Raw genomic sequence first — 14,471 nt, 5'->3', positions numbered from 1 at the left:
ATGTCCTTATTGTTGAGCAGGGTGAACAGAGATGAGTTCGGGCATTCAGTGTAGTTTCCTGCCGATTTGGTGATAATGAGGGCAAATCTCAAATCACTTTTACACATAGGTAATAATGTTCGGCTGGGAAGGGATCTGTGAATTTGTCAGCGTGGCGGAGCAGGGGGGCTTTACTCCGGCGGCACGCAAGCTGGGAGTATCGGTGGCGCAAGTGAGCCGTCAGGTGGCGCAGCTGGAGGATCGGCTGCAGGCCAAGCTGCTGCTGCGCACCACCCGTCAGGTGCGGCTCACCGAGCTTGGCGAGATCTACTATCGCCACTGTCGTCAGCTGCTCGACAACCTCTACGAGGCGGAGCTGGCGGTAGGGCGCCATCAGGCGGTACCGCAAGGCACCCTGCGCATCACGGCCCCCGTCTCCTACGGCGAGAGCCGCATCGCCCCGCTGGTGAACGACTTCATGGTGCGTTTCCCCCAGCTGGAGGTGACCCTCAACCTCACCAACCAGCTGCTGGATCTGGTGCACGAGGGCTACGATCTGGCGCTGCGGCTCGGTCATCTCAAGGATTCGACGCTGGTGGCGCGCAAGCTGGCGCAGCGGGTGCCCTATGTCTGCGCCTCACCGGCCTACACCGCCCGTCACGGCATGCCCAACAGCCTCTCCGAGCTGACCCGCCACACCTGTCTGGTGGGCAACAGCGACGAGTGGCACTTCACCCTGGATGGTCGCCCCCATAGCGTACGGGTGCACGGATTGTTGCAGTGCAACAGCGGCCACGCCCTGCTGGATGCGGCGCTCAAGGGGATCGGCATCATCCAGCTGCCGGACTACTACGTGAGCGACCATCTGGCCCGAGGGGAGCTGATCGAGCTGCTGCCGGAACTGCGAGCGCCGGCGGAGGGGATCTGGGCCCTCTATCCCCACAACCGCCACCTCTCCCCCAAGGTGCGATTGCTGGTGGACTATTTGGCCGAGCGGCTGAGCGACCCTCAACAACCTGCGCTGGTGATGCCGATAGGCTAGGGTGCTCCCCAGCCGTTGACTCACCGGCGGCGGGCGACAGGTGCGATGGCCTGAAAATAAAAGAGCCCTTGAGGAGTCAAGGGCTCTTTTGCAGGTAACAACCGGATAGTCAGCGACCCATCACTCGATGTTCTGGATCTGCTCGCGCATCTGCTCGATGAGGACTTTCAGCTCGACGGCGGACTGGGTCACTTCGGCGTTGATGGACTTGGAGCCGAGGGTGTTCGACTCGCGGTTGAACTCCTGCATCATAAAGTCGAGACGACGACCGCAGGCGCCACCCTTCTTCATGATCTTGTTGGTCTCGCTGATGTGCATCTCCAGACGATCCAGCTCTTCGGCCACGTCAATCTTCTGGGCCAGCAGCACGATCTCCTGCTCGATGCGGGCCGGATCCAGCTCCACCTTGGCTTCGGCCAGCCGGTCGGTGAGCTTCTGGCGCTGCCACTCGATGATCTGCGGCAGGTGGACGCGCACCTTCTTCACTTCCACCTGAATACCGGCCAGACGCTGTTCGATCAGCGCCTTGAGGTTGGCCCCTTCGCTGGCGCGGGAGGCGAGGAAATCTTCCATGGTCTGGTCAAAACCGCCGAGCAGCTCGGTGGCGACCGCGTCCATGTCCTGCTCGGCGGCGGCCATGACACCCGGCCAGCGCAGTACGTCGACCGGATTGAGTTGGCCCTGGCCTGCTTCTTTCATGACCCAGCTGGCGCTGTCGATGATCAGCTTGGCCAGCTCTTCATTGATGTGCAGCTGGCTGGCTGCGGCCTGAGCGGCTTCGAAACGCAGGTTGCACTCCACCTTGCCGCGCTGCAGCTTGGCGCGGAAACGCTCACGCAGAACCGGTTCCAGGCTGCGCAGTTGCTCCGGCAGGCGAATGTAGGTTTCCAGATAGCGCTGGTTTACCGAACGAATTTCCCAAACGGCTGTGCCCCAGTCGCCCTTGAATTCCTTGCGGGCGTAGGCGGTCATGCTGTGAATCATTGATTGTTCCGGGCTTGATGAAGTGTGCGGCCAGTATACTCAGCCCGGCCCTGTTCGTCAGCCGATGCAGTGGTTTTAGCGGCTGATATTTGGGGCAGGATCACTTATAATCCCCCGCCAATTTGAGCCAGCCCAGAGGTCCGTTCCATGTCACGTCCAAGCGATCGCAGTGCCGCGCAACTTCGCCCGGTTACCATTACCCGCAATTTCACCAAACATGCAGAAGGCTCAGTGCTGGTGGAGTTCGGTAACACTCGCGTGCTCTGCACCGCCAGCGTCGACACCAGCGTGCCGCGCTTCCTGAAAGGGAAGAATCAGGGCTGGGTGACTGCCGAATACGGCATGCTGCCGCGCTCCACCCACTCCCGGATGAACCGCGAAGCGGCCTCCGGCAAGCAGAGTGGTCGCACTCTGGAGATCTCCCGTCTGATCGCCCGCTCCCTGCGCGCGGCGGTAGACCTGACTGCGCTGGGCGAGCACTCCATCACCGTTGACTGTGACGTGCTGCAAGCCGATGGCGGCACCCGTACCGCTTCCATTACCGGTGCCTGCGTGGCGCTGGTGGATGCGCTGAACTGGATGGTCGAGAAGGGCATGATCAAGCAGAGCCCGCTCAAGCAGATGATCGCCGCCGTTTCCGTCGGCATGTATCAGGGCGAAGCCATCTGCGATCTGGAGTACATCGAAGACTCCGCCGCCGAGACCGACATGAACGTGGTGATGACCGAAGATGGTCGCATCATCGAGGTGCAGGGCACCGCGGAGGCCGAGCCCTTCACCCATGAGGAGCTGTTGGAGATGCTGGCGCTCGCCAAGGGCGGCATCGCCGACATCATTGCGCTGCAGAAGCAGTCGCTCTCCTGATTTTAAAAACGCGGCATTGACCGCGTTTTTTTATACCCCCACACAAGACAACGACAAGCCAAGCAAGGAGCCAGAATGAAAGCCTACCAGCGTCAATTTATCGAGTTCGCCCTGGAGAAACAGGTCCTCAAATTCGGTGAATTTACCCTGAAATCCGGTCGTAAAAGCCCCTACTTCTTCAACGCCGGTCTGTTCAACAGCGGCCGCGATCTGGCCCGTCTCGGCCGCTTCTATGCCGCCGCCCTGATGGATGCCGGTATCGAGTTCGATGTGCTGTTTGGCCCGGCCTACAAGGGGATCCCCATCGCCTCCGCCACTGCCGTGCAACTGGTGGAGCAGCACGACGTGGACGTGCCCTGGTGCTTCAACCGCAAGGAAGCCAAGGATCACGGCGAGGGCGGCAATCTGGTGGGCAGCCCGCTCAAGGGGCGCATCATGCTGGTGGACGACGTCATCACCGCCGGTACAGCCATCCGCGAATCCATGGATCTGATCCAGGCCAACGGCGCCTCGCTGGCGGGCGTGCTGATCGCGCTGGACCGTCAGGAGAAGGGCAAGGGCGAGCTCTCCGCCATTCAGGAGGTGGAGCGTGACTACGGCGCCCACATCATCGCCATCATCCAGATGAGCGACCTGATTGCTTATCTGGAAGAGAAGCAGGCCGAACAGCCGGAGCTGGCGGCGCAACTGGCGGCCATGAAGGCTTACCGCGCCCAGTACGGTATCTGAGTTCCGCTCGCACCGCGCAATAGCTGAATGCGGCGCCCGTTTGTTCTCTGGCAGCAAACGGGCGCCGTTTTTTCATCTGCAAAAAGTGGATCATGTGGCTTGAGCTTTCCCTTACAGTAAAGGTTAGGGTTTGCCAGTCGGCGTTTTGTGGTGCCGACGGGTTCCGGGGAGGAACAACATGACCACTCATCTTCAATCACCCATTCATCTGCAGTTGCCGCTCAGCGGCATGAGCTGCGCCAACTGCGCAGGCCGCATCGCGACCAGCCTCAACAAACTCGACGGGGTATCGGCCACCGTCAACTTCGCGCTGGAGCAGGCGGCCATCGAGCTGGCCAGCCCCGACCGTCTGCCTGAGGTGCTCGAAAGCGTCAAAAGTCAGGGTTACGACTACGGCAGCGAGACCTTTGTGTTTCAAATTACCGGTATGACTTGTGCCGGTTGTTCGGCTCGACTGAACAAGATGCTGGCGGCGCTGCCTGGCGTTATCTCGGCCGAGGTCAACTTCTCCATCGAACAGGCCCGGATCGTGCTGGTCCCCGGGATGCAGACGCCCGCCGCTTTGCGCGAGCAGATCGAGGCGCTCGGTTTTGGCGCCCAGCTGGCACAAGGCTCGGCCAGCGGCCGCCGCCAGCAGTTGCTGGAGCGGGAAGCGCAGGAGGCTGCCACAGCCCGTCAGGCGCAGACCCGGGTCATCATCTCGGCTTTGCTCACCTTGCCGCTGCTGGTGGGGATGCTGGCCATGGCTGGACTGTTCCCCTGGCATCTGCCCGCCTGGCTCGAGCTGCTGCTTGCCACCCCGGTGCAGTTCTGGATCGGGGCCCGTTTCTATCGCGGCGCCTGGCTCGCCATCAAGAACCGCGCAGCCAATATGGATGTGCTGGTGGCCACCGGCACCAGTGCGGCCTACTTCTACAGCCTCTATCTGCTGCTGACGTTGGGGATGGCCGCCAGCGGCAAGCTCTATTTCGAGGCGAGCGCCATCATCATCACGCTCATTTCGTTGGGCAAACTGCTGGAGGCGAGAGCCCGCCGCAGCACCCAGTCCGCAATTCGCGAACTGATGGCGCTGCGGCCGGAAACCGCCACCGTCTGGCGTGGCGAGAGCTGGCAGAGTGTCGCCGTCGACGAGGTGTTACGCGGCGATCGGCTGCGGGTGCTGGTGGGTGAGCGGGTGCCGGTGGATGGCAAAATCGTGAGCGGCGCCAGCGAGCTGGACGAGTCGATCCTCACCGGCGAGAGCCTGCCGGTGCCGCGCAGTGCGGGCGACAAGGTGCTGGGCGGAGCCATCAACCGCTCCGGCGTGCTGGAGATCGAAGCCACTACCGTGGGGGAGGACTCCCGCCTCAGCAAGATCATCGCGCTGGTGGAGAGCGCCCAGATGGGCAAGGCGCCGCTGCAACAGCTGGTGGACAAGGTCTCCGCCGTGTTCGTACCGGTGGTGATGGCCATCGCCCTGTTCACCCTGCTGGTGTGGTACGCCATCAGCAACGACTTCGGTCAGGCGCTGCTGGCAGCGGTGGCGGTGCTGGTGATCGCCTGCCCCTGTGCGCTGGGGCTGGCGACCCCGGCGGCCATCGTCACCGGTACCGGAGTCGCGGCGCGCCACGGCATTCTGATCAAGGATGTAGATACCCTGCAGAAGGCCCACGCCATCAAGGCGCTTATCTTCGACAAGACCGGCACGCTCACTCAGGGCAAGCCGGTGCTGGCCAGCTGGAGCGGCAACGACGAGCAGCTGCGCCTCGCCGCCGCCCTGCAGCAGGCGAGTGAACACCCGCTGGCGCTGGCGATGCGCGAGGCAGTCGGCAAGGAGGCGATACTGCCTCAGCCTGATGAGGTAGAGGTGCGGGTCGGTGCTGGTATTGTCGGTCAGGTGGCGGGCCATAGGGTCGCTATCGGCAATGGCTCCCTGCTGGCCCAGCTCGAGATTGAAATGCCGCAACAGGATGAACAAGCCGCCGATGGGGCGACCCGGGTTTGGGTTGCCATCGACGGTGCTGTGGTTGGTATCGCTGCTTTGGCCGATACCCTGCGCCCCGAGAGTCCGGAAGCCATCGCCACCCTGCGCCAGCGCGGCATCGCCAGCTGGCTGGTGAGTGGCGATGCACCGGCGCCGGTGGCCCATATCGCCGCCAAGCTGGGGCTGGATGGGGCCTTTGACTCCGTGCTGCCAGCGGGCAAGGTGGAGAAAGTGGAGGCGCTGCGGGCGCAAACCCGCGGGCTGGTGGCCATGGTGGGGGATGGAGTGAACGATGCCCCGGCGCTGGCGGCGGCGGACGTCGGCATCGCCATGGGCTCCGGCTCCGACGTGGCGATGGAGACAGCTTCCATCACCCTGATGCGATCTGACCCGCGGCTGGTGGCCGATGCCATCGATATCTCGGCGGCCACCTGGCGCACCATTCAGCAGAACCTGTTCTGGGCCTTCGTGTTCAACATCATCGGCATTCCGCTGGCGGCGCTGGGTTACCTCAGCCCCGAGCTGGCGGGAGCGGCCATGGCCCTGAGCAGCATCACAGTATTGAGCAATTCCCTGTTATTGAAACGCTGGCAGCCCAGGGCGGCGCACGGGCCAGCATCCAACCCGATCAGTAAGGAGGCATAAATGAACATCAGCAAGGTTGCCAAGGCCACTGGGCTGACCGCCAAGACCATCCGTTATTACGAGAGCATTGGCCTCATCACAGCCCCGGTACGCAGTGACAACGGCTATCGCAGTTACACCGAGGGGGCGCTGCGTGAGCTGCGTTTCGTCAAGCGGGCGCGGGAGACCGGCTTCAATCTGGAGGAGTGTCAGGAGCTGCTGGCGCTCTATCGGGACGAACACAGAACCAGCGCCCAGGTGAAGAAGCTGGCGCAGGAGAAGATCGTCGATCTGCGCGCTCGCATCGCCGGGCTGCAGGCCATGCTTACCTCCCTGGAAGGGTTGGTTTGCTGCTGCCACGGGGATGAAAATCCCGAGTGCCCGATCCTCGACGAATTGGAGAAGGGGTGAGCAAGGACTCACCTGCCAGCGCAGAAGAAATCGTTATTGATTGATTAACTTCTTAATAAGCGGCGCTTTATTGTTGCGGGTCAGGGGGTAATGGTAGACTGCTCGGCTCTTGTACAGGAGTACTCAGTTGACCCAGAGTGTGACACGCCAGGTTAAGCAGGCCATTATGGCCCAGCTCTATACCCATGCATCGTTCAGTCTCCCCTGTTTGGGCGTGTTGGCATTTGGCTGGAGTCTACTGTTTCACGACTATCTACCCGCCATCGAAGCGCTCGGTTGGCTGGCAGGCACTTTCCTGTGGCTGCTGGGTCGGGGCTGGCACCTGCGCTGGCGCCGAGCCCGCCTGCACCAGACGCCGTTGCCGGTGCTGGAGCGGGAGCTCTTTATCGGAGCCACCATCACCTCCATCATCTGGGCTCTCGGGGTGCTGCTCTACATGGACAAGCTGCCCGATACCTACCGGGCCGCCATGATGATGCTCTCCAGCCTCATTCTTACCGGCAGCGCCATCATGCTGTTTGGCAGCCGCCGTACCCTCTATGGTTCCGCCCTGCCGCTGGGTATGGCGATGCTGTTCGAGCTGGGCAATGGCAACGAGCAGGAGCGGATTGTCTCCTGCATGCTGGCGGGCTATCTGTTTGTCTTTCTGCCGACCCTGCTGCGCCGGATGCGGCGGGATCAGATCGCCTCGCTCCACCACCGTTTCTCCAACGCCGAGCTGGTTGCCGAACTGAAGGCGGTCTCCGAGCATTTGCGTCTCACCTCCCGCCTCGACGGCCTGACCGGCATCGCCAACCGTGCTCACCTCGACGACTCTCTGGAGCGGGCCTGGCGTCGCTGCCACCGGGCCCGGGCGCCGCTGTCGCTGGTGCTGGTGGATGTGGATTACTTCAAGCAGTTCAACGATCTCTACGGCCATCAGCTGGGGGATGACTGCCTGCAACAGGTGGCGGGCTTGCTGGCCGAGGTGGAGCGGCGCGAGGACGATCTGGCGGCCCGTTACGGTGGCGAAGAGTTTGCATTGCTGCTGCCCTGCACCGGCATGCAGGGGGCATTGCAGGTGGCGGACAATGTGCGGCAGGCGCTCAAGGAGCTGGCCATCCCGCACCAGAAGTCACTGGTCTCCGGTCGGGTCACATGTAGTTTTGGTGTTGCGACACTGATACCGGACAACAGCATGAAAATCGCCGATTTGATCCAAAAAGCGGATGCGGCACTCTATCAGGCCAAGCATAATGGGCGGGATCGAATCGAAGTAGCCTTGATGGGTAAGGTTGCCTGAATTTAACGTGACAGATTAAAGAGGTTGTCTATGCAATGTCATCGTATCGAAGAGCTGCTGGAGTTGTTGCAGCCTGCCTGGATCAAGGAACAGGATCTCAGCCTGGTGCAGTTTGTTGCCAAACTGGCCCAAGAAGCGGGATTTGAAGGGCCTCTGTCCGAGCTGACCGACGACATGCTGATCTATCACCTCAAGATGCGGGAATCCGACAAGCAGGCGATGATCCCCGGTCTGGCCAAGGATCATGTACCCGATTTCAAAGAGGCACTGCTCAAGGCTCGCGGAATCAAGTGAATCTTTAACGGAAGCGCATCACCTCGGGGTGATGCGCTTTTTTGTTGCCGAAAATTGCGATCCAACCCCAATATTAGATACATCTAATCCACACAATTAGCATGCTGTTTAAGATATAATCCGCTCCATAACAAATAAGGGAGCGATGTCTTGCAATGGCCGACCACGATAAAATCGATATCAAGGACGTCACCGACAAGGGCGTAACCGGGACCTTCAACCCCAATACGTTCAAAGCCAGCGACGACAGATTCAACCCGGGCAACCGCATCTATGTGCGGGCCCAGAAAGGGTATTGGCAGCGGATGCGCAAGGCCATGGGCTGGTTCTTTGTGGCGCTGTTCGTGCTGCTGCCCTGGCTGCGTTACGACGGGCGACAGGCGGTGCTGTTCGACCTCGGTCACCAGCAGTTCCATATCTTTGGCGCCACCATCTGGCCGCAGGATCTGACCCTGCTCGCCTGGCTCTTCATGATCGCCGCCTTCGGACTCTTCTTTATTACCACCTTCCTCGGTCGGGTCTGGTGTGGCTATCTCTGCCCGCAGACGGTCTGGACCTTCATGTTCATCTGGTTTGAAGAGAAGCTGGAAGGGCCCGCCAACAAGCGGCGCAAGCTGGACGAGGCGCCCTGGAGCGGCGAGAAGCTGGCCCGCAAGGGAGCCAAGCATCTGGCCTGGCTGGCGATCTCGCTGGTAACCGGCCTGACTTTCGTCGCCTACTTCCAGGATGTAACTGAACTGGTGCCGGATCTCTTCACCCTGCAGGCTAGCGGATGGGTGCTGTTCTGGGTGCTCTTCTTCACCATCATCACCTACGGCAATGCAGGCTGGATGCGTGCCATCATGTGTATCCACATGTGCCCCTATGCCCGCTTCCAGTCCGCCATGTTCGACAAGGACACCTTCATCGTTGGCTATGACACCAAGCGTGGCGAGACCCGTGGCGCCCGCTCCCGCAAGGCGGATCCCAAGGCGATGGGGCTGGGCGACTGTATCGACTGCGATCTCTGCGTGCAGGTCTGCCCGACCGGTATCGACATCCGCGATGGCCTGCAGTACGAGTGCATCAACTGCGGTGCCTGCGTCGATGCCTGCGACCAGACCATGGAGCGGATGGGCTACCCGAAAGGGCTCATCAGTTACACCACAGAGCACAAGCTGGCCAACGACTCCACCCATGTGGCGCGGCCCAAGTTGATCGGTTACGGGCTGGTGATGGCGGTGATGCTGGGGGTATTTGTCTACAACGCCATGTCCATCATGCCGATGGGGCTCGATATCCTGCGGGATCGCAACCAGCTGTTCCGCGAAAACAGCGAGGGGCTTATCGAGAACACCTACACCCTCAAGATCCTCAACAAGACCCTGCAGTCCCAGACCTACCAGCTGGATGTGGAGGGCTTGCCCGAGTATCAGTGGTTCGGCCCCCGTGAAGTGACCCTGAAGGCGGGCGAGATCTACACTCTGCCCGTCAGTCTGGCGGTCGATCCCTACAACCTGAAGCGGCCGGCGCTGGATATCCAGTTCGTGCTGAAACGGGAGGGGGCGGCGCCCGATGACAGCAAGGGCAACCTGCGCCAGGGCAGCAAGTTTATCAGCCGGTTGTAACTGCGTGTGGCTGCGGGCCGGGCGTGACACCAGTCCGGTCACCAGCGAGCACGGCAATGCCGGTCAGTAGTGATAGAATGGGGCGCAACGGCGCCCCTTTCTTATGGTGGATGACATGCGTTTCAACTATTCCGACCTCAATCCCGACCTCATCATGGATGCGCTCGATCTCAGTGGCCTGCGGCTCGACTCCGGCCTTATCGAGCTCAACAGTTACGAAAACCGGGTCTATCAGTTTCAGGATGAGGATCGTCGCCGCTATGTGGTGAAGTTCTACCGCCCCGGCCGCTGGAGCCGGGCCCAAATCCTCGAGGAGCACGAGTTTGCCACCCGCCTTGCAGAGGCTGAGATCCCGGTCGCCGCGCCGCTCGCCTTCGCGGGCGAGACCCTGCTGGAGCACGAGGGCTACCCCTTTGCCATCTGGCAGAGCGTCGGTGGCCGCCAGTTCGAGGTGGATAATCTCGACCAGCTTGAGTGGGTGGGGCGTTTCCTCGGCCGCATTCATCAGATCGGCGCCAGCAAGCCGTTCCACCATCGGGTACGGCTCGATGTGGAGAGCATGCTGCACGAACCGCGTCAGCTGCTGGCGTCTGGCGAGTGGCTGCCAAGCGGGCTGGCGAAGCAATTCTTCGGGGTGCTCGACGAGCTGATCAAACATGTCAGCGACGCCATGACCCTCGATGTGGCGCAGATCTCCCTGCATGGCGATTGCCACCCGGGCAACATCCTGTGGCGCGATGGCCCCATGTTTGTCGACCTCGATGATTGCCGTACCGGCCCCGCGATTCAGGATCTCTGGATGATGCTGAGCGGCGAGCGCCACGAGCAGCAGATCCAGCTCGACACCCTGCTAGCGGGCTACGAGGAGTTTATGGAGTTCGACTCGCGGGAGCTGGCGCTGATCGAGCCGCTGCGGGCGATGCGCATCGTTCATTACATGGCCTGGCTGGCACGGCGCTGGGAAGATCCTGCCTTCCCCCGTCACTTCCCCTGGTTCAATACCGATCACTACTGGCGTCAACAGATAGCGACACTGCACGATCAGCTGGAGGCACTCAAGGCGCCACCGTTGAGCCTGATGCCAAACTGGTGAAATAGAAGGGATCTTGCGCGGCAAGCGGGACTCGATCTCCGGCCCTGACCATTGACGTCAGCATGGCGAAACAATAGGCTTGGCACTGCTTCGGTTCGCCGGGCGTGCCTCACAGTGATCCCTTAACAGGAAACATCATGAAAAAAGTTCTATTTTTCCTTGCTGCCATGCTGATGATCCCCATGGTTCACGCCGCCCCCGAGTTTAAGGAAGGCGTCAACTACGATGTGGTCAAACAGACTGGCAGTGCCCAGCCGGAAGTGATGGAGTTTTTCTCCTACTACTGCCCGCACTGCGCCACCTTCGAACCGATCGTTGAACAGTTGAAGGCCGGGTTGCCAGAGGGTGTGCCCCTCAAGAAGAACCCGGTTGCTTTCCTCGGCCGCGAGATGGGCCCCGAGATGCAGCGTGCCTATGCCGTTGCCAGCCTGCTCAATGCCGAAGCCAAGCTGACTCCTGCCATCTTCACCAAGATCCACACCCAGCGTCAGCCGCCGATGAGCCGTGACGATGTGAAGAAGATCTTCGTGGACAACGGCGTACCGGCTGAAGAGTTCGACGGTGCCGTCGACAGCTTCGCCGTCTCCGGCATGGTCTCCCAGTTCGATCGCAACACCGAGAGCTACAACATTCGCGGTGTACCGGCCTTCCTGGTGAACGGCAAGTACATGGTGAAGATTGAATCCATCACCTCTCAAGAGCAGTTCAACAAGCTGGTGCAGTTCCTGCTGGCCAAGAAAGACTGATACCCCTTGAGTCGATAAAAAAGCCCGCCGGTGCGAACCGGCGGGCTTTTTGTTTTCTGGATGCCTGAAAGATCAGACCCCGACGTGGAAGGCCTGCTTGAGGTTGCGGATAAACTCCGCATCCCGGCAGAGGGTCTTGCCCGGGCTGTCGGAGATCTTGGCGACCGGGCCGCCATTGCACTCGATCAGCTTGAACACGATGTTCATCGGGCTGACACCGGGCAGATCGCAGGTGAGCTTGGTGCCGATACCGAAACTGGTGTTGATGCGGCCACGGAAGTGGCGGAACAGCTGCACCGCCTTGTCGAGGTTGAGCCCATCGGAGAAGACCAGGGTCTTGTCGGTGGGGTCGATGCCAAGGCGCTGATAGTGGCTGATCGCCTTCTCGCCCCACACCACGGGATCGCCGGAGTCGTGGCGCAAGCCCTGATAGCTGCTGGCCAGCTCGAAGTCGAAGTCCCGCAGGAAGGCATCCATGGTGATGCAGTCGGTCAGGGCGATGCCGAGATGGTCGGTGAACTCGTCCAGCCAGCTGGTGAGGGCGGCGCGCTGGCTGTGTTCCAGCGGGAAGCCAAGCTGCTGGTGCGCCTGGAACCACTCATGGGCCTGGGTGCCGACCGCGGGCAGCTTGTACTTCTGGGCCAGCATGTAGTTGCTGGTGCCGCGAAACGCTGGCAGCCGCTCCTTGAGGCGACCCACTACCGCATCCTGTACCGCGTGGGAGAAGCGGCGGCGGGTGCCGAAGTCGATGAGGTTGAACTCGCTCATCTCGTCGCGGCTCAGCTCCTTCTCCAGCTTGTCGATCTTCTGATCGAGCCGCTCCAGCGCGTGGCTGACGCCGAACTGGGGATAGCGAAAGCGGTTGCGCATCTCGCTGATGATGGCGAGCACCGGGATCTCCCACAGGATCACATCCTGCCACGGGCCCTCGACCCGCACATTGATGCGGCCATCCTGCTCGAACACCTTGAGCAGGGAGGCGTCGAGCGGCTTGCGGCGCAGGTGGTCGAGGTAGTCAGGAGTGAAGAAGGGACGCTCGGCCAGAAAATCGAGCTCTGGCCTGGTCAGTCGCAGGGAACCGGCGAGGCGCAGTTGCTCCTCGATCTGCCCCATCATGGGCAGCAGATCCTCTTCATTGCGGCTGTGAAACTCGGCCACCACCTCGGCATCCGGATAGCGATGGAACACCGCCTGCTGCATATGCAGCTTGTAGGCATCGGTGTCGAGCAGGCTGGTGAGGATTGGGGGCATATCAGGCTCCTCGCAGACTGGTGAGCACGATGGAGCTCCCCTGCCGCATATGTAACGTGCAGGCGTCGGTGTCGAGCAGGCTGGTAAGAATCGGTGGCATATCAGGCGTCCAGCAGGCGTTGTACATCGATCAGGGTCTGGGCAAGTTCGGCGCCAGCCTCGATCATCTGGGTGTGGGCGCTGGCAACCGTCGCGGGGGCGATGCCACGGCAGGCATCGAGATGGACGATCACCCGGAAACCGGCGCGACGCAGTTGCAGCACGCTGGTTTTGACACAGTAGTCGGTGGCGAGGCCGCCGACCAGTACGGTATCGACCTTGCGGGCTTGCAGGAATTCGATGAGTCCGGTGCTGCGCCGTTCGGCCAGGTCGTGGAAGCAGGTGCCGTAGGGATGGAGATCCGGTTCGACCCCCTTCCAGACGAAGAAGTCATAGTCGATGGGAGCGGGCAGGCCGTCGAGCAGCTCGAAGCCCTTGCTGCCCGGTACGCAGTGCACCGGCCAGGTGAGGTCGGCGTTGGGCAGATCCAGCGGCAGCAGCATGCCGGCGGGGTCAGAAACGGCCCAGTCGGCATTGGCGGGGTGAGAGTCCTTGCTGCCGATCCGCAGCGTGGCGAGGGTGGCCTGAGCGTTGAGCGCAGCCACAATATCATCACCGCCCGCAACGGGCAGTTCGTTCGGGCAGAGGGGGGTAAAGCCCTTCTGCGCATCAATATCCAGGCTGGCGACGGTTCCCATGATTGGCTCCTGCACATACTATTCGTGTGATATTATCTACCAAACATTAATGGAAGGCGAGCAGGGCGATCGGCATGCTGAGAATGAGTCTGGATATGGTGGTGCTGCGGTTGCATGAGGAGCGGCTCGAGCTGCTGCTCGAGACCCGCGATCGCCCCCCCTTTGCCCACTGCTGGCAACTGCCGGCGCTGCGCATCGACGAGACCCGGGATCGGGATCTGGATGCCGCCCAGCGCCGTCTACTGGCGGAGTGGGGGCTCGGTCACTGCTATAGCGAGCAGGTCTGCACCCTCGGTAATCTGGAGCGGGACCCCCGCGGCTGGTCCACGACCCTGGTCTATCTCTGTCTGGTGGATCCGGAAGTGGAGGCGATCCACGGCTGCTGGCATCCACTCGCCAACCTGCCGGGGCTGAGCCTCGCCTTCGACCATGTCCAGCTCATCGCCAAGGGGCTGGAGCGGCTGCGGATCAAGAGCCGCTACAGCACCCTGCCGCTGCAACTGCTGGGGCCCGAGTTCACCCTCTCCGAGGTGCAGCGCGCCTTTGAAATCATCCTGCAAACACCCATGAATACGGCGGCATTTCGCAAGCGGATCCATCGCGCCGACATTCTGGTGGATACCGGCCGCAAGCGCACCGGCAAACAGCGTCCCGCCATCCTCTACCGGCTGGAGAGCCCCTGCTGCGTGATGTTCGATCAAGTGATGCATGGAGCGGAAGCATGAGTGATACCAGCGTGCACAAGGTGCTGGTGAGTGCCTGCTTGCTGGGTCAGCCGGTGCGTTACGACGGTCAGAGCAAGGGGATCGTCAGCGACTGGCTGAGTGCGCTGGGTGCCGAGGGGCGGGGGCTGGCCTTCTGCCCC

General features: G+C 61.6%; 14 protein-coding genes and 1 pseudogene. 12 read left to right on the top strand and 3 right to left on the bottom strand.

Going from position 1 to position 14,471, the window contains the following annotated elements; translation table 11 throughout:
* Positions 1–115: 115 nt before the first annotated feature.
* Positions 116–1,021: a LysR substrate-binding domain-containing protein gene (locus L972_RS14385; protein WP_047439059.1), complete on the top strand. Its 906-nt coding sequence runs from the start codon at positions 116–118 to the stop codon at positions 1,019–1,021.
* A 120-nt stretch (positions 1,022–1,141) separates the two neighbouring features.
* On the opposite strand, the gene L972_RS14380 is transcribed toward L972_RS14385, so the two are convergent.
* Complete coding sequence (locus L972_RS14380) at positions 1,142–2,005, bottom strand: YicC/YloC family endoribonuclease (protein ID WP_005342032.1); 864 nt, start codon at positions 2,003–2,005, stop codon at positions 1,142–1,144.
* Positions 2,006–2,152: 147 nt separating this feature from the next.
* Here L972_RS14380 and rph point away from each other — a divergent pair, with 147 nt between their 5' ends.
* The 9 genes from rph (at position 2,153) to L972_RS14335 (ending at position 11,618) form a co-directional block, all read left to right on the top strand.
* The gene (gene rph, locus L972_RS14375; protein ID WP_005339589.1) at positions 2,153–2,869 is read left to right on the top strand and encodes a ribonuclease PH; all 717 of its coding nucleotides are present in this window, start codon (positions 2,153–2,155) and stop codon (positions 2,867–2,869) included.
* Positions 2,870–2,944: 75 nt separating this feature from the next.
* Positions 2,945–3,598, top strand: a complete 654-nt coding sequence (gene pyrE / locus L972_RS14370) for an orotate phosphoribosyltransferase (RefSeq protein WP_005356114.1) — start codon at positions 2,945–2,947, stop codon at positions 3,596–3,598.
* Positions 3,599–3,776: 178 nt separating this feature from the next.
* A complete protein-coding gene (locus L972_RS14365) occupies positions 3,777–6,206 on the top strand; it encodes a heavy metal translocating P-type ATPase (protein WP_047439058.1) in 2,430 nt (809 codons plus the stop codon).
* A complete protein-coding gene (gene cueR, locus L972_RS14360) occupies positions 6,207–6,596 on the top strand; it encodes a Cu(I)-responsive transcriptional regulator (protein WP_005356117.1) in 390 nt (129 codons plus the stop codon).
* Positions 6,597–6,723: 127 nt separating this feature from the next.
* A complete protein-coding gene (locus L972_RS14355) occupies positions 6,724–7,878 on the top strand; it encodes a GGDEF domain-containing protein (RefSeq protein ID WP_005339596.1) in 1,155 nt (384 codons plus the stop codon).
* Positions 7,879–7,908: 30 nt separating this feature from the next.
* On the top strand, positions 7,909–8,172 hold the full coding sequence (locus L972_RS14350) for a YihD family protein (protein ID WP_005339598.1): 264 nt from the start codon (positions 7,909–7,911) through the stop codon (positions 8,170–8,172).
* 155 nt (positions 8,173–8,327) lie between these two features.
* Positions 8,328–9,779 carry a cytochrome c oxidase accessory protein CcoG gene (gene ccoG / locus L972_RS14345; protein WP_005356121.1) on the top strand — a complete coding sequence of 484 codons (1,452 nt, stop codon included), beginning with the start codon at positions 8,328–8,330 and terminating at the stop codon, positions 9,777–9,779.
* 103 nt (positions 9,780–9,882) lie between these two features.
* Positions 9,883–10,872, top strand: a complete 990-nt coding sequence (locus tag L972_RS14340; RefSeq protein WP_040095068.1) for a serine/threonine protein kinase — start codon at positions 9,883–9,885, stop codon at positions 10,870–10,872.
* Between the two features lie 137 nt (positions 10,873–11,009).
* A complete protein-coding gene (locus L972_RS14335) occupies positions 11,010–11,618 on the top strand; it encodes a thiol:disulfide interchange protein DsbA/DsbL (protein WP_005339604.1) in 609 nt (202 codons plus the stop codon).
* A gap of 72 nt (positions 11,619–11,690) precedes the next feature.
* On the opposite strand, the gene pncB is transcribed toward L972_RS14335, so the two are convergent.
* Positions 11,691–12,869: a nicotinate phosphoribosyltransferase gene (gene pncB, locus L972_RS14330; RefSeq protein WP_047439055.1), complete on the bottom strand. Its 1,179-nt coding sequence runs from the start codon at positions 12,867–12,869 to the stop codon at positions 11,691–11,693.
* A 101-nt stretch (positions 12,870–12,970) separates the two neighbouring features.
* Positions 12,971–13,606: a nicotinamidase gene (locus tag L972_RS14325; RefSeq protein ID WP_005357452.1), complete on the bottom strand. Its 636-nt coding sequence runs from the start codon at positions 13,604–13,606 to the stop codon at positions 12,971–12,973.
* A gap of 74 nt (positions 13,607–13,680) precedes the next feature.
* On the opposite strand from L972_RS14325, the gene L972_RS14320 reads away from it, so the two are divergent.
* Both L972_RS14320 and L972_RS21960 read left to right on the top strand, forming a co-directional pair.
* Positions 13,681–14,331, top strand: a complete 651-nt coding sequence (locus L972_RS14320; protein WP_005339607.1) for an NUDIX hydrolase — start codon at positions 13,681–13,683, stop codon at positions 14,329–14,331.
* A pseudogene (locus L972_RS21960) lies at positions 14,328–14,471 on the top strand (DUF523 domain-containing protein); the annotation flags it as partial. The gene L972_RS14320 and the pseudogene L972_RS21960, both read left to right, overlap by 4 nt.

This window comes from Aeromonas sp. ZOR0001 (genome assembly GCF_000801015.1).
Lineage (GTDB): Bacteria > Pseudomonadota > Gammaproteobacteria > Enterobacterales > Aeromonadaceae > Aeromonas > Aeromonas veronii.
This window is presented reverse-complemented; position numbering and strand designations above follow the sequence as displayed.

Coding starts and splice junctions, on each gene's coding strand:
- L972_RS14385 (WP_047439059.1), top strand. CDS start 116: ATGTTCGGCTGGGAAGGGATCTGTGAATTTGTCAGCGTGGCGGAGCAG.
- L972_RS14380 (WP_005342032.1), bottom strand. CDS start 2,005: ATGATTCACAGCATGACCGCCTACGCCCGCAAGGAATTCAAGGGCGAC.
- rph (WP_005339589.1), top strand. CDS start 2,153: ATGTCACGTCCAAGCGATCGCAGTGCCGCGCAACTTCGCCCGGTTACC.
- pyrE (WP_005356114.1), top strand. CDS start 2,945: ATGAAAGCCTACCAGCGTCAATTTATCGAGTTCGCCCTGGAGAAACAG.
- L972_RS14365 (WP_047439058.1), top strand. CDS start 3,777: ATGACCACTCATCTTCAATCACCCATTCATCTGCAGTTGCCGCTCAGC.
- cueR (WP_005356117.1), top strand. CDS start 6,207: ATGAACATCAGCAAGGTTGCCAAGGCCACTGGGCTGACCGCCAAGACC.
- L972_RS14350 (WP_005339598.1), top strand. CDS start 7,909: ATGCAATGTCATCGTATCGAAGAGCTGCTGGAGTTGTTGCAGCCTGCC.
- ccoG (WP_005356121.1), top strand. CDS start 8,328: ATGGCCGACCACGATAAAATCGATATCAAGGACGTCACCGACAAGGGC.
- L972_RS14340 (WP_040095068.1), top strand. CDS start 9,883: ATGGTGGATGACATGCGTTTCAACTATTCCGACCTCAATCCCGACCTC.
- L972_RS14335 (WP_005339604.1), top strand. CDS start 11,010: ATGAAAAAAGTTCTATTTTTCCTTGCTGCCATGCTGATGATCCCCATG.
- pncB (WP_047439055.1), bottom strand. CDS start 12,869: ATGCCCCCAATCCTCACCAGCCTGCTCGACACCGATGCCTACAAGCTG.
- L972_RS14325 (WP_005357452.1), bottom strand. CDS start 13,606: ATGGGAACCGTCGCCAGCCTGGATATTGATGCGCAGAAGGGCTTTACC.
- L972_RS14320 (WP_005339607.1), top strand. CDS start 13,681: ATGCTGAGAATGAGTCTGGATATGGTGGTGCTGCGGTTGCATGAGGAG.